Annotated in this window: 23 protein-coding genes and 1 riboswitch; of the genes, 14 read left to right on the top strand and 9 right to left on the bottom strand. The window is 66.7% G+C overall.

Going from position 1 to position 25772, the window contains the following annotated elements:
• Positions 1–118 precede the first annotated feature (118 nt).
• Entirely contained in the window at positions 119–1672 is a 1554-nt protein-coding gene (locus tag LV476_RS01325; RefSeq protein WP_250072524.1) for a methyl-accepting chemotaxis protein, read from the bottom strand.
• Positions 1673–1960: 288 nt separating this feature from the next.
• Between LV476_RS01325 and LV476_RS01320 the strand changes: the two genes are divergently transcribed.
• The 12 genes from LV476_RS01320 to LV476_RS01265 all read left to right on the top strand — a co-directional run bounded on the left by LV476_RS01320 (position 1961) and on the right by LV476_RS01265 (position 15942).
• Positions 1961–3511, top strand: a complete 1551-nt coding sequence (locus LV476_RS01320) for a phospholipase D family protein (RefSeq protein WP_250072521.1) — start codon at positions 1961–1963, stop codon at positions 3509–3511.
• A 212-nt stretch (positions 3512–3723) separates the two neighbouring features.
• Positions 3724–3828, top strand: a riboswitch (guanidine-I (ykkC/yxkD leader).
• A 49-nt stretch (positions 3829–3877) separates the two neighbouring features.
• Positions 3878–4969: a putative urea ABC transporter substrate-binding protein gene (locus LV476_RS01315; RefSeq protein WP_250072519.1), complete on the top strand. Its 1092-nt coding sequence runs from the start codon at positions 3878–3880 to the stop codon at positions 4967–4969.
• A gap of 80 nt (positions 4970–5049) precedes the next feature.
• Positions 5050–5868, top strand: a complete 819-nt coding sequence (locus LV476_RS01310; protein WP_250072518.1) for an ABC transporter permease — start codon at positions 5050–5052, stop codon at positions 5866–5868.
• Positions 5868–6683, top strand: a complete 816-nt coding sequence (locus LV476_RS01305; protein WP_250072516.1) for an ABC transporter ATP-binding protein — start codon at positions 5868–5870, stop codon at positions 6681–6683. Before LV476_RS01310 ends, LV476_RS01305 begins: the two co-directional genes overlap by 1 nt.
• A complete protein-coding gene (locus LV476_RS01300) occupies positions 6680–7429 on the top strand; it encodes an urea amidolyase associated protein UAAP1 (protein ID WP_250072515.1) in 750 nt (249 codons plus the stop codon). Before LV476_RS01305 ends, LV476_RS01300 begins: the two co-directional genes overlap by 4 nt.
• Entirely contained in the window at positions 7426–8076 is a 651-nt protein-coding gene (locus LV476_RS01295; RefSeq protein WP_250072512.1) for an urea amidolyase associated protein UAAP2, read from the top strand. Before LV476_RS01300 ends, LV476_RS01295 begins: the two co-directional genes overlap by 4 nt.
• A gap of 102 nt (positions 8077–8178) precedes the next feature.
• Entirely contained in the window at positions 8179–11775 is a 3597-nt protein-coding gene (gene uca, locus LV476_RS01290) for an urea carboxylase (RefSeq protein ID WP_250072509.1), read from the top strand.
• Between the two features lie 14 nt (positions 11776–11789).
• A complete protein-coding gene (gene atzF, locus LV476_RS01285; RefSeq protein WP_250072507.1) occupies positions 11790–13586 on the top strand; it encodes an allophanate hydrolase in 1797 nt (598 codons plus the stop codon).
• A 163-nt stretch (positions 13587–13749) separates the two neighbouring features.
• Positions 13750–13890 (top strand): hypothetical protein, encoded by a 141-nt coding sequence (locus LV476_RS01280; protein ID WP_250072505.1) that lies wholly within the window; start codon positions 13750–13752, stop codon positions 13888–13890.
• 139 nt (positions 13891–14029) lie between these two features.
• The gene (locus tag LV476_RS01275) at positions 14030–14359 is read left to right on the top strand and encodes a cupredoxin domain-containing protein (protein ID WP_250072503.1); all 330 of its coding nucleotides are present in this window, start codon (positions 14030–14032) and stop codon (positions 14357–14359) included.
• A 44-nt stretch (positions 14360–14403) separates the two neighbouring features.
• Positions 14404–15237: an FTR1 family iron permease gene (locus LV476_RS01270; RefSeq protein WP_250072501.1), complete on the top strand. Its 834-nt coding sequence runs from the start codon at positions 14404–14406 to the stop codon at positions 15235–15237.
• 18 nt (positions 15238–15255) lie between these two features.
• Positions 15256–15942: a hypothetical protein gene (locus tag LV476_RS01265; RefSeq protein WP_250072499.1), complete on the top strand. Its 687-nt coding sequence runs from the start codon at positions 15256–15258 to the stop codon at positions 15940–15942.
• Positions 15943–16030: 88 nt separating this feature from the next.
• Here the strand turns inward: LV476_RS01265 and thpR are convergent, their stop codons facing one another.
• Entirely contained in the window at positions 16031–16573 is a 543-nt protein-coding gene (gene thpR, locus LV476_RS01260; RefSeq protein WP_250072498.1) for an RNA 2',3'-cyclic phosphodiesterase, read from the bottom strand.
• A complete protein-coding gene (locus LV476_RS01255; RefSeq protein ID WP_250076194.1) occupies positions 16570–17577 on the bottom strand; it encodes an LLM class flavin-dependent oxidoreductase in 1008 nt (335 codons plus the stop codon). Before LV476_RS01255 ends, thpR begins: the two co-directional genes overlap by 4 nt.
• 151 nt (positions 17578–17728) lie before the next feature.
• Between LV476_RS01255 and LV476_RS01250 the strand changes: the two genes are divergently transcribed.
• Positions 17729–18979 (top strand): hypothetical protein, encoded by a 1251-nt coding sequence (locus LV476_RS01250; RefSeq protein WP_250072496.1) that lies wholly within the window; start codon positions 17729–17731, stop codon positions 18977–18979.
• A gap of 8 nt (positions 18980–18987) precedes the next feature.
• Entirely contained in the window at positions 18988–19812 is an 825-nt protein-coding gene (locus LV476_RS01245; protein ID WP_250072494.1) for a mechanosensitive ion channel family protein, read from the top strand.
• Here the strand turns inward: LV476_RS01245 and LV476_RS01240 are convergent.
• From LV476_RS01240 to LV476_RS01215, 6 genes are all read right to left on the bottom strand, one after another.
• On the bottom strand, positions 19809–20075 hold the full coding sequence (locus tag LV476_RS01240) for a DksA/TraR family C4-type zinc finger protein (protein WP_250072492.1): 267 nt from the start codon (positions 20073–20075) through the stop codon (positions 19809–19811). The two genes, LV476_RS01245 and LV476_RS01240, sit on opposite strands and share 4 nt — an antisense overlap.
• A gap of 72 nt (positions 20076–20147) precedes the next feature.
• Positions 20148–20954: a sulfite exporter TauE/SafE family protein gene (locus LV476_RS01235; RefSeq protein WP_250072490.1), complete on the bottom strand. Its 807-nt coding sequence runs from the start codon at positions 20952–20954 to the stop codon at positions 20148–20150.
• A 60-nt stretch (positions 20955–21014) separates the two neighbouring features.
• A complete protein-coding gene (locus tag LV476_RS01230) occupies positions 21015–22607 on the bottom strand; it encodes a gamma-glutamyltransferase family protein (protein WP_250072488.1) in 1593 nt (530 codons plus the stop codon).
• A gap of 46 nt (positions 22608–22653) precedes the next feature.
• Positions 22654–23976 (bottom strand): TRAP transporter large permease, encoded by a 1323-nt coding sequence (locus LV476_RS01225; RefSeq protein ID WP_250072486.1) that lies wholly within the window; start codon positions 23974–23976, stop codon positions 22654–22656.
• A gap of 15 nt (positions 23977–23991) precedes the next feature.
• A complete protein-coding gene (locus LV476_RS01220) occupies positions 23992–24579 on the bottom strand; it encodes a TRAP transporter small permease subunit (protein WP_250072484.1) in 588 nt (195 codons plus the stop codon).
• 3 nt (positions 24580–24582) lie between these two features.
• Positions 24583–25680 (bottom strand): TRAP transporter substrate-binding protein, encoded by a 1098-nt coding sequence (locus tag LV476_RS01215; protein ID WP_250072482.1) that lies wholly within the window; start codon positions 25678–25680, stop codon positions 24583–24585.
• Between the last annotated feature and the right edge of the window lie 92 nt (positions 25681–25772).

The raw sequence follows: 25772 nt of genomic DNA, 5'->3' as shown, positions 1-25772 counted from the left end.
CCTCTGTTGCGATCCCAAGTAATACGGATCGAAATAATCCGTATCCACATCGTGGGATAACTACAACAGAGCGTAGTTCAGACACCGCCCTCCTCGCAGGGAGCTGGCTACCGATTGATCAATCGCGCTTGAACCGGCTCACCAGTTCGTGCAATTCCGCGGCGATATGTTCGAGCTGGTGGATGGTTTCGTTGGCCGTTGACGAACGCTCCAGGCTGGAACCGGCCAGCGAGGAGATGTTCTGCACCTGCTGGTCCACCTCGCCGGAGACCGTCGCCTGCTCCTCGACGGCTGCCGCCATCGACGTGGCCATGTCGCGGATCGAATCGACCGCCTCGGCAATGCCGTCGAGCATCTCTTCCGACTCGCGCACTCGCCCCACGCCGTCCGTCGCCGCCTCCCGACCACGCTTCGCCACGGTTACCGAGGCCTCGGCCTGCTCGGTCAGGACGTTGATGATCTCGTGGATGTCGCGGGTGGATTCCTGCGTACGGCGCGCCAGGTGCCGCACCTCTTCGGCCACCACGGCAAAGCCGCGTCCGTGCTCGCCGGCCCGGGCCGCCTCGATGGCCGCGTTCAGGGCCAGCAGATTCGTCTGATCGGCAATCTGATTGATCAACCCGGCTGCCGCAGCGATCTCGGCGGTCTGCCGCGAAACCCCCTCGACGGCATCGCCAATCGCATTGACGGTCTCCTGCAGATCGACGATCGACTCGCGTGTGCGGGTCGAGAGATGACGTCCTTCCTCGACCATCTCGGCGGAGCGGCCCGCCTCGTCCGCGGTCCGCTGCACGTGGCGGGATACCTCGCCAATGGTGGTGGACATCTCGTGCATGGCGGCGGCGACCTGCTCGGTCTCCGTCTGCTGCCGCGCGATTTCCTGCTTCGCCTGGCTCGAGTGGTCCAGCCCCTCGCTCGACTGCCGGTTGACCCGCCAGGAGGCATCCTGGATCCGGGTGAGCACCGTAATCATGCGCGCCTGCTCGCTCTTGATCCCCACCTTGAGGCGCCCCAACCACCCGCTGTCATCCGTGTAGGAGGCAACGGCCAGCGGGTGCTGAAATGCATGCGGAAGTTGCTCGTCCAGCGCACGCACCATGCGTCCGGCCTGCAGACGACTCGTCAGTGCGTAGACCACGCCGGCGCCGCCGAAAGTCACCGCCCCCGGCACGATGCCCCCGGCCAGCAGCGCCACCGCGCTGGCCAGCAGCCCGGCCGCGCCCACGGCGTCGTGACCCTGCAGTTTTCCGGAGCGGGTCGACCGCCCGCGATTGATGCGGCGGTAGAGCTCTTCCGCCCGCCGGACATCGTCGCGCGAGGGACAGGAGCGTACCGATTCGTAGCCGACGATCTCACCACCTTCGGTGATCGGCGTGACGTAGGCATCCACCCAGTAGAAGTCACCGTTCTTGGCGCGGTTCTTCACCAGCCCCATCCACGGCTGGCCCGCCCGGAGGTGCTCCCACATGACCTTGAAGGCTTGCGGCGGCATGTCCGGGTGACGAACGATGTTGTGCGGCTGACCGATCAGCTCGTCGCGGTCATAACCACTAATGGCCACGAACGCATCGTTGCAGTGGGTGATCCGCCCCTTGCGGTCCGTGGTGGATACCAGCCGCTCGCCGGACTGGAAGGTGCGCTCGTTGTCGGTAACGGGCAGGTTCTCGCGCATGTAACGCTTCTCCGTGTACGGCCGCTCCCGGCGGCGGGGCGGCCTCATATCAGTACGCACGGAATACCCGAGCAACGCTCTCAGGATTGACCGTGGCAAAGGAGCGCGGATTCTGCCAGCGAGGCAACCGTGATGCACCAAAAAAGTGCCCGTTCCAACCACGCACCCGACTCACCTGACGCAGAACTGCCACACCAGGACCCGGAACGCTCCGCCGTTCGGCGGAAGTATCGAACCGTGACCCGATCCAACCGTCTATGGTGATGTGGTAATGAAAGGAGCCGATGCGTGATAAAGGGGACGCCCGCACCGAGATTGCTGGTCGTTGTGCTGGCCGCTGTATTGCTGGCTGGCTGCGCGCTGCCGCCGCTGAAACACCGGCCGACCTCGACGGCCATTCCGGTGGAGCAGACACGCTTCACCCCGATCGGCAGTGCGATCGAAGACCAACTTGCTGCCCATCCGGGCAAGGTGGGCGCTTACCTGCTCGCCGACCCGTCGACAACCTTCGCAGCCCTCACCCATCTGGCCCGCAACGCCCAGCGCACCCTCGATGTGCAGTACTACATCTGGTACGACGACCGCTCCGGGACGCTCCTCCTGCGCGAGTTGCTGGATGCCGCCAAGCGAGGCGTGCGCGTCCGCCTGCTACTCGACGATCAGGGCACCCGAGAACTGGACCCCGAACTGGCCGCCCTCAATGACCACCCGAATTTCGAGGTCCGGCTGTTCAATCCCTTCATGGCGCGCAATGCCCGCTGGATCGAGTTCCTCACCCGCTTCGAGCGGTCCAACCGTCGCATGCACAACAAGGTGCTGATTGCCGACAACGCCGCCCTGATCAGCGGTGGGCGCAATATCGGGGACAGCTACTTCGGCTCCACCGAAGGGTTCCTGTTCTCGGATCTGGACATCCTCGCCATCGGCCCGGTGGTCGACAATGTCTCGCGGGGCTTCGACGAATACTGGCAGAGCGAATCCGCCTACCCGGCCGAGCAGATCCTGGATCCCGCGGACGAGGACGTGCTGGAGAAAATGGACTGGGAGGCCGATGCCCTCTCGCTCGCCCCCCACACCCAGGACCTTCTGGTCGCGGTGCGCGAGAACTACGTCATTGGCAACCTGTTCCGGGGGAAGCTGGGTCTGATCTGGGCGCCAACCGACCTGGTGATCGATCCCCCGGCCAAGGGACTCGGAGCCATCGAACTCGAGGACCTGCTCACGCTCGATCTGCGTAAAAAGCTCGGTGTGCCGCAAAAATCAGTCGACATCATCTCGTCGTTCTTCGTCCCCACCCCGACCTTGACCGAGGCCCTGAGCACCCTCGCGCAACGCGGCGTGCGGGTTCGAGTACTCACCAACTCGCTCGACGCCACCGACATGGCCCCCGCCCATTCCGGCTATGCGCGCTACCGCGAACCCTTGCTCGAAGCCGGCGTCGAGCTTTACGAAATGAAACGGGTCGGCGAGAAGGAACCGGACTCCGAAGGCCGGGGTCCGTTCGGCAGTCCGGCCACCACCCTGCACGCCAAGGCAGTGGTCATCGACGGCAAGCGGGTATTCATCGGCTCCTACAATGTCGATCCACGCTCGGTGCTCCTCAATACCGAACTGGGCTTCGTGATCGAGAGTACGGAACTGGCCAGTGCGATCAGCCATACCTTTGACGTGCATGTGCCGGAAGCCGCCTACCGGCTGGAACTCGAGGAGGGCGAGTTGCGCTGGGTCGAGCAGCGTGACGACGAGATCATCCGGCATACGATCGAGCCCGGCGCCGGTCTCAAGAAGCGCGCGACGTCCTGGCTGTTTTCGCTGATGCCGGTCGAGTGGTTGCTGTAGTCACCCCTGCACCAATCCCGGGCACGGCACCCCATCACCGTGCAGACCGTCCCTCGACCCACCTAATGTCCTTTGACACAACAGCCTCGCAACATGCTGTTAATACGAAACATTCCTCCGAACGTAAAATTGGCACCATCCCTGCAATACCGGTAACCGTGACGCGCAAGGAGTCGGGACGTGCGGTTCCGGACACCGTCTACAACATGGATTCAATGGGCGACTAGGGTTCCGATCCGCTACGGCGGGTGACTGGTCCGAGAGTCGCCGACCTCTCCAGCGGAGGGGTTACACGGCGGGACAAAAGCCCGGGAGATCGCACGTGATGCTCCGGCGCGCCGTCCGTAACCCTCAAAGGAGAGAACCATGTCCGGTTTCAAACGCCCGTTCCGTTCGTACCTGACCGCCGCCGCGCTGTCGGCCGCCACACTCGCCGGCTCGTTCGCCGCTCCCCAGGCACTTGCCGAGGAGCGTGACAGCTTCAAGATCGCCTGGAGCATCTACGTGGGCTGGATGCCCTGGGGCTATGGCGAGGCCGAAGGCATCGTCGACAAGTGGGCCGACAAGTACGACATCGAGATCGACGTCGTGCAGATCAACGACTACATCGAGTCGATCAACCTCTACACCGCCGGTTCCTACGACGGCGTAACCGTCACCAACATGGACGCGCTGACCATTCCGGCCGCCGGTGGCGTCGACTCCACTGCCCTGATCATGGGCGACTTCTCCAACGGCAACGACGGCGTCGTGCTCAAGGGCACCGACAAGCTCGAGGATATCGAAGGCAAGTCGGTGCATCTGGTCGAGCTGTCCGTCTCCCACTACCTGCTCGCCCGCGCCCTGGAATCGGTCGACATGAGCGAGCGCGACGTCAAGGTGGTCAACACCTCGGATGCCGACATCGTCGCCGCCTTCTCCTCGCCCGACGTCGAGGCGGTGGTCACCTGGAACCCGCAGCTGGGCGAGCTCAAGAAGCAGGGCGAGGCCAGCGTGGTGTTTGACTCCTCCGAGATCCCCGGCGAGATCATGGACCTCCTGGTCGTGAACACCGAGACCCTCGAGGACAACCCCAAGCTCGGCAAGGCCCTGACCGGCGCCTGGTACGAAATCATGAGCAGCATGCGCGGCGATTCCGAGGCGGCCGTCGAGGCGCGCACCGCGATGGCCGAGGCCGCCGGCACCGATCTGGCCGGCTACGAGGCTCAGCTGGACTCCACCAGCATGTTCTATGACCCGGCCAACGCCGTCTCCTTCCTCGAAAGCGACACCCCTGCGGAGACCATGGAAAGCGTCCGTCAGTTCGCCTTCAAGCACGGTCTGCTGGGCGAGCGCGCCGACAGCCCGGACTTCGTCGGCATCGAGTTCGCCGATGGTTCCGTCCTGGGCAGCGAGTCCAACGTCAAGTTCCGCTTCAACGCCGACTACACGCGCATGGCGCGCGACGGCGAGCTCTGATCCGGCCCGTCGACCCGGACAGGACTAATGCCTGCCCGGGACAACCACCGAGCCAAACGGACCCCAAAAGTGACTAGTCCATGAAGCGTTTGATCAACCAAGCACCGGCTGCCCCATGGCGACTCGCCCTCGGCCTGCTGCCGTTCGTGCTGGTACTGCTGGTCTACCTCTCAGTCTCCGCCAACCGGCTGGCCGAGAACCCGGACGACCCGCTGTTGCCCTCGATCGCGGCGATGGCCGACACCTTCGCCGATGTCGCCACCGAGCCCAACCGGCGCACCGGCGAGCTCACCCTCTGGGTGGACACCTCGGCCAGCCTGATCCGGCTGGGCCTCGGGGTCGGCATCGCCATGGCCATCGGCCTGGTAGTGGGCGTGCTGACCGGGTTGATCCCCTACGCCAACCGGACCTTCTCGCCGTTTGTCTCGGTCCTATCCATGATCCCGCCGCTCGCGGTGCTGCCGATCCTCTTCATCGCCCTGGGCGTTGGCGAGGTCGCCAAGGTGGCACTGATCGTGTTCGGGATCGCCCCGTTCATCATGCGCGACATCCAGCAGCGCGTGGAGGAACTCCCCCGCGAGCTGCTGGTGAAGGCGCAGACCCTGGGTGCCAACACCTGGCAGATCATTCTGCGCCTGGTGCTGCCCCAGGTCATGCCCCGCCTGCTCGACGCCACTCGCCTGGCGCTGGGCTCGGCCTGGCTGTTCCTGATCGCCTCGGAGGCCATCGCCGCCACCGAGGGGCTGGGCTACCGCATCTTCCTGGTGCGCCGCTACCTCGACATGGAACTGATCCTGCCGTACGTCATGTGGATCACGCTGCTGGCGTTCCTCGCCGACGCGATCCTGCGTCTGATCGTGCGCGTCGTCTTCCCCTGGTACCGGGCACGGAGGTCCTGATGAGCACCGTCACGCTCAAGAACGTCTGGAAGGAATACGGTCGCGACGTGGTGCTGGAGAACATCGACCTGCACGTCGAGGCGGGCGAGTTCGTCACCATCGTCGGCGCCTCCGGCTGCGGCAAGAGCACGTTCCTGCGGATGCTGCTCGGCCAGGAGAGCCCGACCCGCGGCGAGATGCAGCTCGACGGCCAGCCGATGCCTGACGAGCCCGGCCCCGATCGCGGCGTGGTGTTCCAGAAGTACTCGGTGTTCCCGCACCTGACCGCCCTGGGCAACGTGCTGGTCGCCGAGGAACTGGGCCGCACCCGCTTCACCGGGCGGTTGTTCGGCCGGCAGCGCCGCGAGGCCCGTGACCGGGCGCTGAAGATGCTTGCCTCCGTCGGCCTCGAGCAGGCGGCGAACAAGTACCCCAGCGAGCTTTCCGGCGGCATGCAGCAACGCCTGGCCATTGCCCAGGCCCTGATGAAGGATCCGAAGATCCTGCTCCTGGACGAGCCGTTCGGCGCGCTGGATCCGGGCATCCGCCAGGACATGCACGAGCTGGTCCGCGAGCTCTGGCAGCGCCAGGGCCTGACCATCTTCATGGTCACCCACGACCTCAAGGAGGCCTTCGAACTCGGCAGCCGCCTGCTGGTGTTCGACAAGGTCCGCCACGACCCGCAGGCCCCCGGGGCCTTCGGGGCCAACATCACCTACGACATCCCGCTGTCCCACGCGACCCCGCACCCGTCGGTCTATCGCGCCGTGGGTCAGCGCCTGGGCGTTGAAGCCCATGTCGTCCCCCATTCATCAACAGCCGAGGAGGACGGATGAACACCACTCCCGAACTCAACACCCCGATCGTGTACCGGGACACCCTGCCCGGCGCACGCTACTGGTCGCTGGTGATCAAGCGCGGCTTTACGCTGCGCCTGGTCGACCGCGACGGCCGCGCGAACGTTTCCACCCTGCTCTACAACCCGACCAACCCGCTGGAGCGCTACAACGCCCCGGACACGCTCAAGGGCCAGCACACCTCCAAGCTGTCACACGGCAACATGCTCTACTCCGACATGGGCCGGGTGATGATGTCGATCGTCGATGACAGCGTCGGCTGGCACGACACCATCGGCGGCATCACCGACGCGTCGATGATCCGCGACAAGTACGGCGAGCACAGCTACCAGGAGTACCGCAACGACTTCTACCGCAGCGGCCGCGAGCTGTTCCTGATCGAGCTGGAGAAATGGAACCTCGGCCAGCGTGACCTGGTGCCCAACCTCAACTTCTTCAGCAAAGTGCACGCCGACGCGGACGGCGGGCTACGATTCGACGAGGACAACAGCCAGGCCGGCGACTACATCGACCTGCGCGCCGAGATGGACACCCTGGTGGTGCTCAACACCGCCCCGCACCCGATGGACCCGGGCCCGTCCTACCGTCCCGGTGACGTGGATATCGTCATCTACCGCTCGGAGCCGGTGGTGCCCGCCTACGACTACTGCGTCAACTTCCGCCCGGAGAATGCGCGCGCCTACGCCAACACCGCAATCCACAACTGTCAGGAGGCGTACTCATGAGCAGCCAGACACTGGTCGAAAGCCCGCTCGACCCGACCAACGCCGTCTACCGCGAGGTGGTCCCGGCAGGCAAACCGTGGATGCACGAGGTAAAGAAGGGCCAGACCTTCCGCATCCTCGATCTCGAAGGAAACCAGGCCGCCGACACGCTCTTCTACAGCCTCGAACGCCCCACCGAGGAGCACTACAGCGCGATTGACACCATTCGCGCCCAGGGCAATGCCTACCTGACCGCCGGCTCGGAGCTGATGTCCAACGAGGGCAACGTGATGCTGACGATCACCGCCGATACCTGCGGCCGTCACGACACCCTGGGCGGCGCCTGCTCGGCCGAGTCCAACCAGGTGCGCTACGCGCTCGACAAGAAGCCGATGCACAACTGCCGTGACAGCTTCCTGACCGCGATCGCCGAGAGCCACTACGGCCTGACCAAGCGCGACATCATCCCGAACATCAACTTCTTCATGAACGTGCCCCTGACCCCCGAGGGCGGCCTGACCTTCGAGGACGGCATCTCGGATGCGGGCAAGTACGTCGAGATGCGCGCGGAGATGGACGTGATCGTGCTGGTCTCCAACTGCCCGCAGCTCAACAATCCCTGCAACGCCTACAACCCCACCCCGGTCGAGATGATCGTCTGGGACTGACCACGGGATCGATCCGACCGCACCGGGGACGACCCCGGGCGATGTTCACCCCGGCGGGACGGCCCGCCCGACTGGTCCCCTGAAAAGCCTGGAATGCCCGACATGTTCGACAAGGTTCTCATCGCCAATCGCGGCGCGATCGCCTGCCGCATCATCCGCACCCTCAAGCGCCTCGGCGTGCGCTCGGTGGCCGTCTACAGCGAGCAGGATCGTCACGCCCTGCACGTCCGTCAGGCCGACGAGGCCGTCTGCATCGGCGAGGCGTCCGCCGCAAGCTCCTACCTGAATGCCGAGCGCATCCTCGAGGTCGCGCGCGAGACCGGCGCCCAGGCCGTCCACCCCGGCTACGGCTTTCTCTCCGAGAATGCCGCCTTCGCCGAGGCCTGCGAGGCGGCCGGGATCGCCTTTATCGGCCCGACGCCACGCCAGATGCGCGAGTTCGGCCTCAAGCACACCGCCCGGGCACTGGCCGAGGCGGCCGACGTGCCGATGCTGCCGGGCACGGGGCTGCTGGACGATGTCGAGCAGGCAAAAGCGGAGGCCGAGCGCATCGGCTATCCGGTCATGCTCAAGAGCACCGCCGGGGGCGGCGGCATCGGCATGCGCCTGTGCGAGAACGCCGCCGAACTCGAGGAGGCCTTCGAATCGGTCCGTCGCCTGTCGCAGAGCAACTTCTCCGACAGTGGCATCTTTCTCGAGAAGTTCGTCCGCCACGCCCGCCACGTCGAGGTGCAGCTGTTCGGCGACGGCAAGGGCCAGGTGATCGCTCTGGGCGAGCGCGACTGCTCGCTACAGCGGCGCAACCAGAAGGTGGTCGAGGAGACGCCCGCGCCCAACCTCACCCCCGAGGTGCGCGAGGAATTGCAGCGCGCCGCCGAGGCGCTCGGTCGCGGCGTGAACTACCGCTCGGCCGGCACCGTCGAGTACATCCTCGACGACGACACCGGCCGCTTCTACTTCCTCGAGGTCAACACCCGCCTGCAGGTGGAGCACGGCGTGACCGAGGAAGTCACCGGTGTGGACCTGGTCGAGTGGATGGTGCGCGGCGCGGCCGATGACCTGCCCGATCTGGAAACCCTCCGCCCGGCAGGCGTCGACGGCCACTCGATCCAGGTGCGCCTGTACGCCGAGGATCCGGGCAAGAACTTCCAGCCCTCCACCGGGCTGCTCACAGAGGTGAGCTGGCCCGCGGACACCCGCATCGAGACCTGGGTGGAGAGCGGCACCGAGATCTCGCCGTTCTACGACCCGATGGTCACCAAGCTGATCGTGCACGCCCCCGACCGGGAGGCCGCCATCGCGAAACTGCGCGAGGCGCTCGATCACACCGCCATCCACGGCCTGGAGACCAACCTGCTCTATCTGCGCCAGGTCGCCACCGATGCCGGCTTCACCGGCGGCCACTACACCACTGCGCACCTGGCCGGCATCGAGTACCGCGCCCCGACGATCGAGGTGATCAAGCCCGGCACGCAGACCACCATCCAGGACTACCCCGGCCGGGTCGGCTACTGGGACATCGGCGTGCCGCCCTCGGGCCCGATGGACATGCTTGCCTTCCGCCAGGCCAATCGTCTGGTCGGCAACCCGGAGGATGTCGCCGGGCTGGAACTGACGGTCAACGGCCCGACGCTGAAGTTCAACACGGACGCCACCATCGCGCTGGCCGGCGCGGCCATGGCGGCCACGCTCGACGACCAGCCGGTGGCCTTCTGGGAGCCCGTGGCCGTCCGTCGTGGCCAGACGCTCAAGATCGGCGCGGTCGAGGGGACCGGTGCGCGCGCGTATCTCGCCTTCCGCGGCGGACTGGACGTCCCGCGGCACATGGGCAGCCGCTCGACCTTCACCCTCGGCCAGATGGGCGGTCACGGCGGGCGCGTACTCTGGCCGGGCGACGTCCTGCACGTGGGCCAGCAGACCGAGGGCGCACCGGCGGCCATGCCGGCGGACTCGGTGCCGACCTACGGCAACGCCTGGGAAGTGCGCACCATCTACGGCCCGCACGGCGCGCCGGACTTCTTCACCGACAACGACATCGAGATGTTCTTCGGCACCGACTGGGAGGTGCACTACAACTCCAGCCGCACCGGCGTTCGCCTGATCGGCCCGAAGCCCGAGTGGGCGCGCGAGGACGGCGGCGAGGCCGGCCTGCACCCGTCGAACATCCACGACAACGCCTACGCCATCGGCACCATCGACTTCACCGGCGACATGCCGGTGATCCTGGGCCCGGACGGACCCAGCCTGGGCGGCTTCGTCTGCCCGGCGACCATCGTCACCGCCGACCTGTGGAAGCTCGGCCAGTTCAAGCCCGGCGACACCATCCGCTTCGTCCCCACCACGCTCGAGGAGGCCAACCGCCTCGAACGCGAGCAGACCGAAGCCGTCGCCCGGCTCGAACCGGCCGAGTGCGAGGCCGAGCCAGCCCCGATCACCACCCCGGTCATCCGTCAACGCCGCGCCGACAAGGGCGAGCACGCTGTGGGCGTGACCTACCGGCCGGCCGGCGACAAGTACCTGCTGGTCGAGTACGGCCCGATCGTGCTCGACCTCTCCCTGCGCTTCCGCGTCCAGGCGCTGCTGGAATGGCTCAACGAGCAGGGCATCGACGGCATCGTCGAGATGACGCCGGGCGTGCGCAGCCTGCAGATCCACTACGAGCCGCGCGCACTCTCCACCGAACGGCTGCTGACGATCCTCGAGCAGGCCGAAAGCGAGCTCAAGAGTCTCGAGGACGTCGAGCTGCCCTCGCGGATCATCCACCTGCCGCTGGCCTGGGACGACAGCCAGACGCAGCTCGCGACCGAGAAGTACATGCAGTCGGTGCGCAAGGATGCACCCTGGTGCCCGCGCAACATCGAGTTCATCCGGCGGATCAACGGGCTGAAGAGCGAGGAGGAGGTCAAGCGGATCGTCTACGACGCCTCGTACCTCGTCATGGGCCTGGGCGACGTCTACCTGTCCGCGCCGCTGGCGACACCGGTCGACCCGCGTCACCGCCTGGTGACCACCAAGTACAACCCGGCGCGCACCTGGACGCCGGAGAACGCGGTGGGCATCGGCGGCTCGTACATGTGTATCTACGGCATGGAGGGCCCGGGCGGCTACCAGTTCGTCGGTCGCACCCTGCCGATCTGGAACCGCTACAAGCAGACCCGCGAGTTCCAGCAGCCGTGGCTGCTGCGCTTCTTCGACCAGATCCGCTACTACGAGGTCAGCGAGGACGAGCTCCTCAAGATGCGCGATGCCTTCCCGCACGGCGGCATCGAGCTCGAGATCGAGGAGACCACCTTCTCGCTGGGGCGCTACAACCGCTTTATCGAGGAGAACGCCGAGGAGATCCGCGCCTTCAAGGAACGCCAGCAGGCCGCCTTCGAGGCCGAGCGCCAGCACTGGATCGCCACCGGGCAGGCCAACTACGAATCCGAGTCCGAACCGGTCGACACCGGCATCGACACCATCGAGCTCGGCGAGGGCCAGACGGCGATCGCCGAGCACGTCCATGGCGTGGTCTGGAAGCTCGAGGTCGACGAGGGCGACCGGGTCGAGGCCGGCCAGACGCTGATGGTGCTCGAGTCGATGAAGATGGAGATCCAGGTCGACAGCGAGACCGCCGGCACCGTGGCCAGCGTGCTCTGCAAGGAAGGCGACCAGGTCAAGCCCGGCCAGACCCTGATCGTCCTCGACGACGCCGAGTGACGGAGGGAGACGCCATGCACACCATCACTGTCACCGACCTGCTCGCCGCCTACCGTAACGGCCGGCTGGACGTCCGCGCCCACCTCGGCGAGGTGATGCGCACGATCCACGCCGCCGATACGCACCATATCTGGATCAGCGTGCTCGACGATGCGCAGCTCGAGCCCTACCTCGCCCGGCTCGAGGCCAGTGACCCGGCCGAGCTGCCGCTCTACGGGGTGCCGTTCGCGATCAAGGACAATATCGATCTCGCCGGCGTGCCCACCACCGCCGCCTGCCCGGACTATGCCTACACGCCCGACCAGTCCGCCTTCGTGGTGCAAAGACTGATCGAGGCCGGCGCGGTGCCGGTGGGGAAGACCAACCTCGACCAGTTCGCCACCGGCCTGGTCGGCACCCGCTCGCCCTACGGGGCCTGCCGCAACGCCTTCGATCCCGACTACCTCTCCGGTGGCTCGAGCTCGGGCTCGGCGGTGGCCGTGGCCCTCGGCCAGGTGGCTTTCTCGCTCGGGACCGACACGGCCGGCTCCGGCCGCGTGCCGGCGATGTTCAACAACCTCGTCGGGGTCAAGCCCACCCGCGGGCTGCTGAGCGCCGGCGGCGTGGTGCCGGCCTGCCGCACGCTGGACACCGTCTCGATCTTTGCCCTGACCGGCGCGGACGCCGAGCGGGTGCTGGATGTCGCCGCCGCCTTCGATCGGGAGGATGCCTACGCCCGCCCCGACCAGGTGCCCGCACTCGGTCATGGCGCCATTCCCGCCAACGGGTTCCGCTTCGGCGTGCCCAAGCGCGAGCAGCTGGCCTTCTTCGATGACGCGGAAAACCCGGCGCGGTTCGAGGCGGCGATTGACCGCCTGGTCGAGCTGGGCGGCACGCAGGTAGAGGTCGACTTCGCGCCGTTCCTCGAGGCCGCGCGCCTGCTCTACGAGGGGCCGTGGGTGGCCGAACGCTATGCCGCAATCGAGACCTTCATCGACGAGTCGGCCGACAGCCTGCACCCGGTCACCCGGCAGATCATCGCCGGCGGCGCCGAGCCGCGAGCGGCCGAGGCGTTCAAGGCGCAATATCGTCTCGCCGAGTTGCGCCGGCAGACGGAAGCGGTCTGGGACGAGGTCGATCTGATCGTCACGCCCACCGCCGGGCGCCACTACCGCATCGACGAGGTCGAGGCCGACCCGGTGCAGAAGAACAGCGATCTCGGCTACTACACCAACTTCATGAACCTGCTCGACTTCGCCGCCCTGGCCGTCCCGGCGGGCTTCCGCAGTGATGGCCTGCCGTTCGGCGTGACCCTGTTCGCCCCGGCCTTCACCGACCGCGACCTGCTCGCGCTGGGCGACCGGCTGCAGCGGGCCAGCGTCGAGCGGCTCGGCGCCACCGACCACCCGCTGCCGCCCGAGGCGGTCACCGCTGGTGGCGAGCACGTGATCCCGGTGGCTGTCTGCGGCGCGCACCTCAGCGGCCTGCCGCTCAACTGGCAACTGACCGAGCGCCGCGGCCGGCTGGCCGAGACCACCACCACGGCGCCGCACTACCGCTTCTACGCCCTGCCCGGCGGACCACCGGAACGTCCGGGTCTCGTGCGCGTCACCGACAATGGTGACGCCATCGACGTCGAGGTCTGGCACGTGCCGGCAAGCCTGTTTGGCTCGTTCGTCGCCGGCATCCCCGCCCCGCTCGGCATCGGCAAGCTCGAGCTTTCCGACGGACGCGAGGTACCGGGCTTCATCGCCGAGCCCATTGCCGTCGAGGGCGCGACCGACATCACCGCGCTCGGCTCCTGGCGACGCTATCTGGATACGCAACCCTAGCCCGACATGACGCGCGCTCAGGTGGGTAATCGCTTCGCCGCATGCCCCGCCGAACACCGTGCCGATGACTCGGCGGGACAGCCCCATTGCTGAACGCCCCATCCTGGTTCTTCTGACCTGAGCGAACTCCGTCGAACCCGCCGGCACAAAGCGCTATCTCCCGATGCGCCTCGAGTCTCGTGATGCCAGCCGCTGGGCACGGGCAGGCGGGATCGAACCGGAACAGGACGATGCCCTCGCCGTCATTCCCGCCGACATCGCACTCGATGCCACCAGCGTGGTCGATCTGATCCCGCTGCGCTGACCCCGTCCCGGCCGCGCCCAGCGGGGCGCAGCCCCACATCGCACCGGACGCATATTTAGCGCCTTGCGCTTTCTATTTGCATTGCCACCGAATCTCGAACAGAATGCGAACCGTTCTCGTTTCAATTGAGGTTTTTTTCATGACACGCATTGCATCCTCATTCGCCATCGCCGCCCTGCTCTCCGTCGGTACTGCCCAGGCAGAAACCAAAGTCTTCGACCTCAACATCAAGGACCACCATTTCCAGCCCGAGGCGGTAACGATCCCGGCCGGCGAGAAGGTGAAGCTGATGGTGCACAACCAGGATGCCACGCCGGAGGAGTTCGAAAGCTACGAGCTCAACCGCGAAAAGATCATCCCCGGCAACAGCAAGGCCGTGATCTTCGTCGGCCCGCTCGAGCCCGGCGAATACCCCTTCTTCGGCGAGTTCAACCAGGCCACCGCCCAGGGCCGCGTCATCGCCGAATAACCCCGGTCGCAGATACCCCACCCAAGCCAACGCACAGGTGACCCATGTTCAGTACGGCAATCATCGTGTTCCGCGAAGTCCTCGAGGCGGCCCTTGTGGTCGCCGTCGTCCTGGCCGCCACACAGGGACTGGCCGGCCGCAGCCGCTGGATCATCGGCGGCATCGCCGGTGGCCTGCTCGGCTCGTTCGTGGTGGCCGGTCTTACCCAGGAAATCTCGATGGCGTTCGAAGGGGTCGGCCAGGAGCTGTTCAACGCGACCATTTTGCTGACCGCAGTGGCCATGCTCGCCTGGCACAACATCTGGATGTCCCGGCACGCCAGCCAGCTGGTCGCCCACCTCAGGCAGGTGGGCAGCAACGTCTCGAGCGGCCAGTTGCCGATCTACTTCCTTGCCACGGCCGTAGGTCTCGCGGTACTGCGCGAAGGATCGGAGGTGGTGCTGTTCACCCAGGGGATGGCCGCCGGCGGCAGTGACAACCTCGCCCTGCTCTGGGGTGGTGTCATCGGGCTGGGCGCCGGCCTGGTGCTGGGCGCGCTGATCTACTTCGGGCTGGTACGCATTCCTACCCGGCACCTATTTACCGTCACCGGCTGGCTGATCCTGCTGCTCGCCGCGGGCATGGCTGCCAGTGCCGCGGGCTTTCTCGCTCAGGCCGGCTGGCTGCCTGTACAGAACCCGCTCTGGAACAGCTCCGACCTGCTCTCGCAGCACTCGGTCCCCGGCGAGATCCTGCACGTGCTCGTGGGCTACCAGGATCGCCCCACCGCCATCCAGCTGAGCTTCTATCTCACCACCCTCGTGCTGATCGCCGCGGGCATGTACCTGTCACGCCAAAGGGCACCGGCCGTCAGCCGAAAACTTCATTCAACCCACTGAAAAACGGGAACCTATCGTATGTGGAAAAAGTCGCTATGCGGCCTCGCCGCCATGACCACCCTTGCTTCCGGCACGGCGCTTGCCGGCGTCGACAAGGTCTATGACCCCTATGTCGAGCAGGGCGAAGTCGAGATCGAAGCCCGCGGCGTGCACGGCCTCGATTCAGGCGAGTACAAGACCAAGTTCGGTATCGGCTACGGCGTAACCTCGCGCTGGTTCGTCGAGGGCTACCTGATCGGCGAAAAGGAAGACGGCGATTTCGAGGTCGAGGAAGCAGAGATCGAGAACAAGTTCCAGCTCACCGAGCAAGGCCAGTATTGGGCCGATCTCGGCCTGCTGGTCGAACTGGAAAAGGCCTTCGACGAGGATGCCTGGGAAACGAAGGTCGGCCCGCTGGTAACGAAGCAGTTCGGCAAGGTGGTCGCGACCGGCAACCTGCTGTTCGAGAAGAAATTTGGCGACGACGTCGCGGAAAGCGAGTGGGAGACGCTCGGCTCCGTCCAGCTGAAGTATCGCCTCAGCCCGAACCTCGAGCCGGGCATCGAGTACTACGGTGACGAAGAGACCCACGCCGTCGGCCCGGTCCTGATCGGCGCCAACCCGTTCGGCATGGAGCGCGTGAAGTGGGAAGCCGGCCTATTGTTTGGTCTCAACGATGAGACCGAAGACACCATCCTGCGCTGGCAGCTCGAATACGAATTCTGAGCGGTCGTCCGCGGCCAGGCTTGAGGCGAGGGCCGTCCGTTGGGGCGGCCTTTCTTTTGTGCCCGGCGATCGAAATCGAGGCGTCGCGCTACTCCGCCGGCCAGCGTGCCAGCAGGCGATAGGGGCCCGGATTGCCGTTGTTGCCGGACTCGATCAGCACGAGCGTGTCGGCGAACCAGTGGATCGGCTCGTCGAGATCCGGCCGTTCCGGCGCTCGGGCAAAGCGACGCAGGCTGACATGCGGTCGGAACGGCCGATCGTCCGTCTCGACACCGCAGGCCAGACACAGGCCGCGGGCTCGCTCAGCGAGCTGTTCGAGCGCATCGGGGCAGCGGCTTGGCCCAACCCATGCCATTCGGGCCCGCTCGAAATGATCCACCCGGTCGAGCACGATCGGGATCGGGTCGAAGTGCAGGCTGGATAGGCGCTCGGCAAGGCAGGTGGCGCGTACCGAATCGACGGTTCCCGGGAACGCGAGCGTCAGGTGCAGGTGAGCCCGCGGCACCGGCCGTCCACCCACCGCCAGCCCGCGCGCCAGGTGGTGCAGCGCGCCGCGCGTGGTTTCGTCCGGCCAGAGGGCGAGGAACACCCGCTTCTTCGCGCTCGTTTCCGGCCTGCCGTTCCGGGTCACGAGGCGTCGGCCTTCGCGGCAATGCGATTCCGCACACCCGCCAGCAACTCGTAGGAACGGCAACGGGCGGCATGGTCGAAGCTCGAGTTGGTGACGATCAGCTCGTCGGCCTCGGTCTCCTTGAGGAATCGCTCGATCTCGCCTTCGACCGTTTCGGGCGAGCCGATCGCCGAACAGGCCATGGTCCGCTCGACCACCATACGCTCGAAACGCCCGACCCGCTCGCGGTAGTTGGCGACCGGCGGCGGAATCGGGCCGGGCCGGCCTTCGCGCAGGGCGACGAACGACTGCTCCATGGAACTGGCATGGAAACGCGCCTCCTCGTCCGTATCCGCCACATAGGCGTTGTAGCCCACCATCGCATACGGCTTTTCCAGAAAGCGCGACGGACGGAACTGCTCGCGGTAGTCCGCCAGTGCCGCCATCAGATCCCCCGGTGCGAAATGCGAGGCGAAGGCATACGGCAGCCCCAGCGAGGCCGCCAGTTGTGCACCGAACCGGCTCGAACCGAGAATCCACACCGGCACGTGGCTTCCCGCGCCGGGGATCGCCCGCACGGCCTGTCCGGGTTCGGGATCGTCCAGCAGCGCCAGCACCTCGGCCACATCGTCGGGGAAACGCTTCGGGTCGCTGCCCTCGCGCCGCAGGGCACGGGCGGTGGTCTGATCGGTGCCCGGCGCACGACCGAGCCCCAGGTCGATTCGCCCCGGAAACAGCGTCTCCAGCGTGCCGAACTGCTCGGACACCACCAGCGGCGAATGATTGGGCAGCATGATGCCGCCGGCGCCGACACGGATGCGCTGGGTGGCAGCGGCCACCTGGCCGATCACCAGCCCCGTGGCCGCGCTCGCGATGCCGGGCATGTTGTGGTGTTCAGCCAGCCAGTAGCGCCGATAACCGAGCGCCTCGGCATGCCCGGCCAGATCGACGCTGTTATCCAGGGCCGTGCGGGCATCCGAGCCGGCGGTGATCGGGGCGAGATCGAGTATCGAGAACGGAATCATGCGGGAGAGTGTAGCGAACCCGGTCAACTCCCTCGCCAACGCGCCCTGCCGCCCGCCGGGCGAGCGTGCCACCCCGGGATTTGCCATACTTCGTCCAGGCTGATGCCGGCTGCGCTCGCGCATCGATCCGATCGACATCACGGATGAATCCATGACCCGTAGCGATCCACCACGTCACGACCACCCCGACGAGGAAGTCTCGCCCGAGAGCCCGTCGTTCTGGAGCTTCGTCCCGATCGGCGAATACCAGGTACCGGGATTGCCCGCCACCAGCGCGATTGCCGATGCCTGGGCCTCGTTCAAGCGCCTGCTGCGCAAGGTGGACCAGTCGTCCCTGCAACCGGCCCGCGACGAGGCCAAGCTGCGCGCGCTCCCCGAGGTACAGCTCGAGCATCTCGCGCCGCCGATCGACCCGACCGAACCGGCCGATGCGCTCGATGCCGCCCTGTATGACTGGCTGGAGAGCGATCATCCCGACTGGCCGGTCCGCTTCGTGGTCAACCAGCCCCATGCGCACCCGGAGCTGTTGCATCTCTGGGCCGTCCGTCACGGGGCGGCTGTGATCGAGCCACCCTCCATCGAGCAGATCCTCGACGGCGATCTCGACTGGCTCGAGCAGTGGCCCGTCGACGGCGGATCGCATCGCTTCTGGGTGCTGCCACGACTGGCGCACTGCTACCTGCGACACACCGATGGCCTCAAGCTGGTGCGCACCCTGCTCGCCCGGGCCGAAGCCGGCGAACTGGGCCGCGGCGTGATCGGCTGCGACAGCTGGGCCTGGGCCTATTTGATGCACCTCTGGCCGGTGCCGCACCCGGGGGCGCTCACCGCCCAGGCCTTCGACGGCCAACGCCTGACCCGGCTGCTGACGCATCAGATACAGCGCCGCCCGCATCGACGCGTGCGCTTTCGCAACGCGAGCACGGGCCATGACATCTTGAGCGTGCCGTCGGACGACACCGAGGTGCATCCGGAGATCGTGCGACTTGCCTCTCACACCCGCGGCAATCCGGGGACCGCGCTGACCTACTGGCGACGCTCCCTGCGTACCGAACCGCACGAGGAGGTCGTCGAGGCGGCCAGCGAACCGATATCCGGCGAGGTCTTCGACGAGGAGGACATCTGGGTCTCGGCACGGCTGGACGAGCCGATGCTGCCCAACGAGGCCGACGAGGACGTCGCGCTGGTGCTGCATGCCTTGCTCTTGCACGACGGCCTGCCGGCGGCGTTGCTGCCCACCCTACTGCCCCTGACGCACGACGGCTGCCTCGCGATCTTGCTACGGCTCAAGCGGGCGCGACTGGTCACCGAGCGTGACGAGCGCTGGGTCGTCACCGCGACGGGGTATTCGAGCGTGCGCTCGATGCTCGCCGGGCGCGACTATCTCACCGATGGATTCTGAGGAAGGCCATGAACGAAAATCTCGCCAGCGCCAGCACCAAGATTTTCCGCGAGATCGACCTGGTCGTCATCGTCGAGATCGCCGCGATAATCATCACGGCCGTGGTGCTGATCATTGCCATGCAGCGGGCGTTGAACTGGCTCGGGCAGCGCCTCTACGGTCAGCGTCGCCTGACCCTGCTAGCGCTGGTGCCGCTGCTGCGCCTGTTGATCGGCGTCAGCGCGGTCATCCTGATCGTGCCGCTGGTGATCGAACCGTCACTGCAGAACATGGTCGCCGTGCTCGGCACCGTCGGCATCGCCTTGGGCTTTGCCTTGAAGGACTACGCCAGCAGCCTGATCGCCGGCGTGGTCGCCATCGGCGAGAAGCCCTATCGCAACGGTGACTGGGTGCAGATCGGGGATCACTACGGCGAGGTCATCCACGTCGGCATGCGTACCGTCGAGCTGGTCACGGCCGATGACGATCGTATCGCCATCCCGCACAACCGGTTGTGGAACGATGCGATCGTCAATTCCAACGACGGCAAGCCGCGCCTGCTGTGCGTGGCGGACTTCTACCTCCACCCCGAGCACGACGCCGATCGGGTCCGTTCGATGCTCAAGGACGTGGCGCTTACCAGTCCCTACCTGCATCTGGATTCGCCGGTGACGGTGATCATCAATGAGCGCCCCTGGGGCACTCACTACCGGCTCAAGGCCTACCCGGTCGACAGCGGTCAGCAGTTCCGCTTCGTCACCGACCTGACCGTTCGCGGCAAGGCCCTCCTCACCCGCCAGGGGGTGCGATTCGCGGCCACCGCGGTCATTCCGGATGCGGGCGCGGCGGCCTAGCGCAGCTGGCTGTCCTTCGAGCCACGCCGGTTGTAGGGCGAGGCGGCGGCCGACTGCTCGTCCTGTTCCGTCTGGCAGCTCACGCACAGGCGCACGCCGGGCACCGCCCGCCGGCGCGCCTCGGGAATAACCTCGTCACACTCCTCGCAATGCTCGAGGCTCTCGCCCTCGGGAATGTCCGCCCGCACCCGGGCGAGCGCATCGTTGACGGTGTCGTCGATCTGCGCCTGTTCGGCGCCGTCCTTTGCCCAGCCTCCGGCCATGGTTACCTCCGGCTCACTTGTCGGTGACGAGGATGTATCGGTGCCCCAACGGTTTTTCAATCGGCCCGCCGATCAGAAGAAGAGCATCTTGATGCCCACCGCGACCAGCAGCACGGCGAACGCGCGCCTCAGGCGGGTCACGTCCAGGCGCTGACAGAGCCGGACGCCCAGCGGGGCGAACAGCATGGTCATCGGCACGATCAGGCCGAAGGCCAGCCAGTTGACGTAGCCGGTCGAACCCGCCGGCAAGCCCGCCGCGCCCCAGCCGGAAAGGATGTAGCCGATGCTCGCCGGGATGGCGACCACCAGCCCCAGGACGGCCGAGGAACCGACGGCCCGGTGGATGGGGAAGTTGAAGAAGTTGAGATACGGCACCACCAGCGTGCCACCGCCGACGCCCAGCAGCGCCGCCAGCCCGCCGATACCGGTCGCCGCGCCCCGCTGGCCCCACTTGCCGGGCAACGTGTCGGTCAGCGCCACCGACCGACCGGCGGTCAGCAGCATGTGGGTGGCGATCAGCGCCATGAACGCGCCGAACAGCACCCGCAACGTCTCCCCGGGAAGGATCGAGCCGAGTGCCGTACCGACCACCACGCCGACCAGCACCGCGGGTATCCAGCGCCGCAGCAGGGGAACGTCGACGTTTCCGCGGGCATGGTGACTGCGCGAGGACATGCTCGCGGTGACCACGATGGTGGCAAGCGATGTCCCCACCGCCAGCGGCATTACCACTGCCGGGTCCACGCCGACATGGATGAAGACGTGATAGAGCATCGGGACGATGACGATGCCACCGCCGACGCCCAGCATGCCCGCCAGCAGGCCGGCGACCACGCCGCAGGCGAGCAGCAGGGGAATCAGGATCAGAAGGGTTTCCATGGGGCGTCCGAGTAAAAGAGGGAAGGATAAGGAAAGTGGGCGGCAAGCAGGCCGGCGGACTCAGAAGCCGGCCACGCCGCCGTTGCCCCGAGGATCGGCCCCGCCGGCAAGTATGCCGTCCGGCGAACGCACGATCATGCCGGCATGACCCATCATCTCGTCGTAGTCGCCGACGACCTCCACTCGATGCCCCATCCCGGCGAGCCGTTGCGGGATGGCCGGATCGAAGCGGGATTCGAGCTTGAGCGAGGTCGAGGCGTTGCCCCAGGTCCGACCCAGCAGCCAGCGCGGCGCGGTGACGGCGGCCTGTGGTTCATCACCGTTCCAGACCTGGCGCGCGAACAGGGCCGTCTGGGTCTGCGGCTGACCATCGCCCCCCATGGTGCCGTACACCATCGTCCGGCCGTCGTCGAAGCAGGCCAGCGGCGGATTGAGGGTGTGAAACGGGCGGCGGCCGCGTTGCAGGCCGCGCGGTGCATCGGGGTCGAGCGAGAAGGCCAGTCCACGATTCTGCCAACAGATGCCGGTCTCGGGCAGGACCACCCCGCTGCCGTACTCGTGGTAAATGCTCTGGATCACCGAGACGGCATTGCCCTGTTCGTCGATCACACCGAACCAGGTGGTATCGCCCGGTTCGCCGGGCTCGCCCCAGGGTTCCGCCTTGTCCGGGTCGACCCGGGCGGCCAGTTCGTCGAGGAACGCCGGATCGAGAAGGTCTTCGACCGGCGTTGGCATCATGTCCGGGTCGTGCAGCGACTCGTCTCGCAGGCGGAAGGCCTGCTTGGTGGCCTCGACGAGTCGGTGGATCGCCTCGGGGCTGTCGACCGGCCAGTCGGGCACGCCCAAGCGTTCAGCCAGCGCCAGGATGATCAGCGAGACCAGTCCCTGGGTCGGCGGGCGACTGTTGTAGACCGTCGCCGAGCCCACGCGGCAGGAGAGCGGCGCACCCTGCTCCACTTGATGTGCGCTCAGGTCATCCGCCGAGACGGGGCTGCCGACTTGTGCCAGGTCGGCGGCGATCGCAGCGGCCAGCTCACCGTCGTAGAAGCCGTCGAGCCCGTCGGCAGCAAGGCAACGCAAGCTGCGCGCGAGCCGTGGCTGGGTCTCGACCGCCCCGACCGCACGGGCTGCGCCGTCCTGGAGGAAGGTGTCCGCGAATCCGGGCAGGTCCGCCAGCTCGTCGCGACGGGCAGCGGTCACGGCGGCCTGGCTGGCCGTGACCGGATAGCCGGACTCGGCATGCCAGATCGCCTCGTCGAGGAGCCGGTCGAGCGGCATGCTGCCACTCCATTCCCGCGCTGACAACGCCAGCGCCGCCGACCACGAGGAAACCGCACCGGCGACGGTCAGCGCCGCATCGGGCCCGCGGGTCGGGATTTGATCCAGCCCGCGCGCGGCGTAGTGATCCGGGTCGGCGCCGGCCGCCCCACAACCGCCGATATAACGGACCGGGCCGTTGGCGGGCTTTGCGATCCAGAACGCATCCCCGCCGATGCCCGTCATGTGCGGGTAGACGACCGCCAGCGTGGAGGCCGTCGCGACTCCCGCCTCGATGGCGTTCCCGCCCTCGCGGAGCACCGCCAACCCGGCCTCCGAGGCCAGCGAATGCGGGGCGACCACCATGCCGCGTCGGGCGCGTGGCGTATGCAGCATCAACGACTCTCCTTCTCGAGTGGCGCGTATCTCACGAGATGGTGGCCTACCAGCCCATGCTCTGCGGCAGCCCGGTAGCCACGCTCGGGAAAATGAACACGATCGCCAGGGTCAGCAACTGCAGCCCGATGAACGGCAGCACGCCGAGATACAGGTGCTTGGTCTTCACTTCCGGTGGCGCCACTCCCTTGAGGAAGAACAGCGCCCAGCCGAAGGGCGGCGTCAGGAACGAGGTCTGCAGCACCAGAGTGACCAGCATCGCCAGCCAGATCACGTCGACGTTGGCCGCCGCGAAGACCGGCAGCATCAGCGGCAGGACGATGTAGGAGATTTCGATCCATTCGAGGAAGAACCCGAGCACGAACAGCACCACCAGCATGAACAGGATCGCCCCGGTGGTGCCGCCGGGCACCCAGCTGAACAGGTCGTTGATCATCTCCTCGCCGCCGAGCAGGCGGAACGACAGGGCGAAGGCCTGCGCGGCGATCAGGACGAGCATGATCATGCCGGTCAGCTTGAGGGTATCGCGCATGGTCTGCATGAGCGTCGCCTTGTCGAGACGACCCATGGCCGCGACGATCGCCATCGCGCCGAGCGCACCCAGGGAGGCCGCCTCGGTGGGCGCGGCCACCCCGCCGATGATCGATCCGAGTACGGAGACGACCAGCAGCACCGGCGGCACCACGGTCTTGATCACCTTGAGCCAAAGCTCACGGCGTGGCATCGCGTCGCGCTCGGCCCGCGGGATCGGCGGGGCGTGCTGCGGCACGAACCGCCCCAGGATGATCAGGTAGACCAGGTACAGCGCCGCGAGCAGCATCGAGGGGACGATCGCGGCGGCGAACAGCTCGCCCACCGACTCGCCCATGATGTCGGCCAGCAGGATGATCAGCAGGCTGGGTGGAATGATCTGCCCGAGCGTGCCTGAGGCGCAGATCGTGCCGCTCGCGAGCGAGGGGTGATAGCCGCGCGAGAGCAATTTGGGCAGCGTGATCAGCCCGACCGCCACCACCGTCGCCCCGACGATGCCGGTCGAGGCCCCCATCAGCACCCCGATGACGATGATGGCGATCGCCATCCCGCCGGGCCGGTCGCCGGCCAGGTGGCCCACCACGTCGATCGCGCTCTCGGCGATGCGCGACTTTTCCAGCAGCACGCCCATGAAGACGAACAGCGGGATCGCCAGCAGCGTGTAGTTGGTGATCACGCCGAAGATCCGCGCCGGCAGCAGGTTGAAGATCATGTCGCCCAGACCGATCAGTCCGAAGACGATCCCGGCCGCGGCGATCGAGAAGGCCACCGGCACCCCGGCGAAGATCAGCACCAGCAGGGCCCCGACCATCATCAGCGCCAGAGAATAGGAATCCATCGGGTCGACTCCGGGTTATTGGGTGGGCGCCGGTTGTTCCGGCGGCATCACCGGCCCAGCCGTCCGCCGTGGGGGCGCGAACACCGCATCCGGGTCGGGGACGAACACGGCCACCGCGTCGCGCAATGCCATTGCCAGTCCCTGGATTGCGATCAGGACGAACCCGACCGGGATCACGGCCTTGACGAGAAACCGGTGCGACAAGCCACCCGGATCCGGGGAGCCCTCGCCCATGTGAAAGGATTTCGTGACGTAGTCGACCGATAGCCAACCGAGCCACAAGGCCATGGGAACTATGATCGCCGCGGCAATCACCGAACCGAACGCCCGCCGCAGCCTGGGTGGATAGCGCTGCCAGAGGACGTCGACACGGACGTGCTCGTCCTGCTGGAGCGTGTAGACCGAACCGAGCATCGCGATCAGGGCCAGCAGGTGCCATTCGAGCTCCTGCAGACCCACCGAGCTGACGTGAAACACGTAACGAAACAGGACGTTCCCGGCCACCAGCAGCACCAGCCCCAGGGTGAGCCATGCGCTCAGGCGGCCGATCAGTCCCACCCCCCGGTCGAGCGACCGGGCCAGTTCGAGGATCGCGGTCTTCATGGCTTAGGCCAGGTCGGTCTGGAGCACGGTCTCGCTGCGGCGCTGCCACAGGTCGTGCTTCTTCTTGAAGGCGAAGTAGCTGTCGTTGACCTTCTTCGCCATCGGATCGGAGGCGGCCAGGTCGCTCAGCGCGTCGGCGGTGGCCTCCTTGAGTCGGGCGATGATCTCCGGCGACAACGTGCCGAGCTTCACGCCCTCGTTCTCCACGAGGTCGGTGAGCGCATCAGCGTTGTTGGCCTCCGACCAGGTATGGCTGATCACGTTGCAGGTCGCGGCCGCCTGGCGAACGATCGCCTGCAGGTCCTCGGGCAACTCCGCCCAGGCGTCCTTGTTGACCAGCAGTTCCGTGACGTTGCACGGCTCGGCCCAGCCGGTGGTGTAGTAGTGCTTGGCGGCCATGTGCAGGCCCAGGCGACGGTCCTGATACGGGCCGACGAATTCGGCGGCATCGATCACGCCGCGCTCGAGCGCCGGGAAGATCTCGCCACCCGGCAGCAGCTTCACGCTCACGCCGAGCTGCTCGTAGACCTTGCCCGCCAGGCCCGGGATGCGCATGCGCAGGCCGTCGAAGTCCTCGACCGACTCGATCGGCTCGCGGAACCAGCCGGTCATCTGCACGCCGGTATTGCCTGCCGGCATGCCCATGACGTTGAACGGCTCGTAGACCTCGTCCCAGAGCTTCTGGCCCTCGCCGTGGTAGATCCAGGCGTTCATGCCCTGGAAGTTCATGCCGAACGGAACCGTGGTGAAGTACTGCGCCGCAGGCGTCTTGCCGGCCCAGTAGTAGGCATTTGCCCAGTTCATCTCAACGATGCCGTTGGAACAGGCATCGAAGCCCTCGAGGGCCGGAAGGAGCTCGCCGGCGGCGTAATGCTTGATCTTGAGCCGCCCGCCGGACATCTCGTCGACCATGCGGCAGAAGTCCTCCGCGCTGCCCGGCCCGGTGGAATAGAACGGCGCGCCCGCCGGGTAGGCGTTGGTCATCTTCCAGACGAACGTCTTGTCCGAGGCGGCGCGGGAGATCATCGGCGCCGAGGCCGCCGCCGTGGCGCCCAGGGCAGCGATACCGGTCTTGATGAAGCTTCTGCGGTTGATCGACATGCGGTTTTCTCCGTTGGAATGAAAGGCAGGCGTTTACATTCGTCTGCAACATCCCAACGATTGCGAGCTTCGTGCCAGCTACCGAAAAGCCG

The sequence above is a fragment of the Guyparkeria hydrothermalis genome (assembly GCF_023555385.1).
GTDB lineage: Bacteria > Pseudomonadota > Gammaproteobacteria > Halothiobacillales > Halothiobacillaceae > Guyparkeria > Guyparkeria hydrothermalis_A.
The sequence above is the reverse complement of the archived record's forward strand: the minus strand, read 5'-3'. Positions and strand labels throughout refer to the sequence as shown.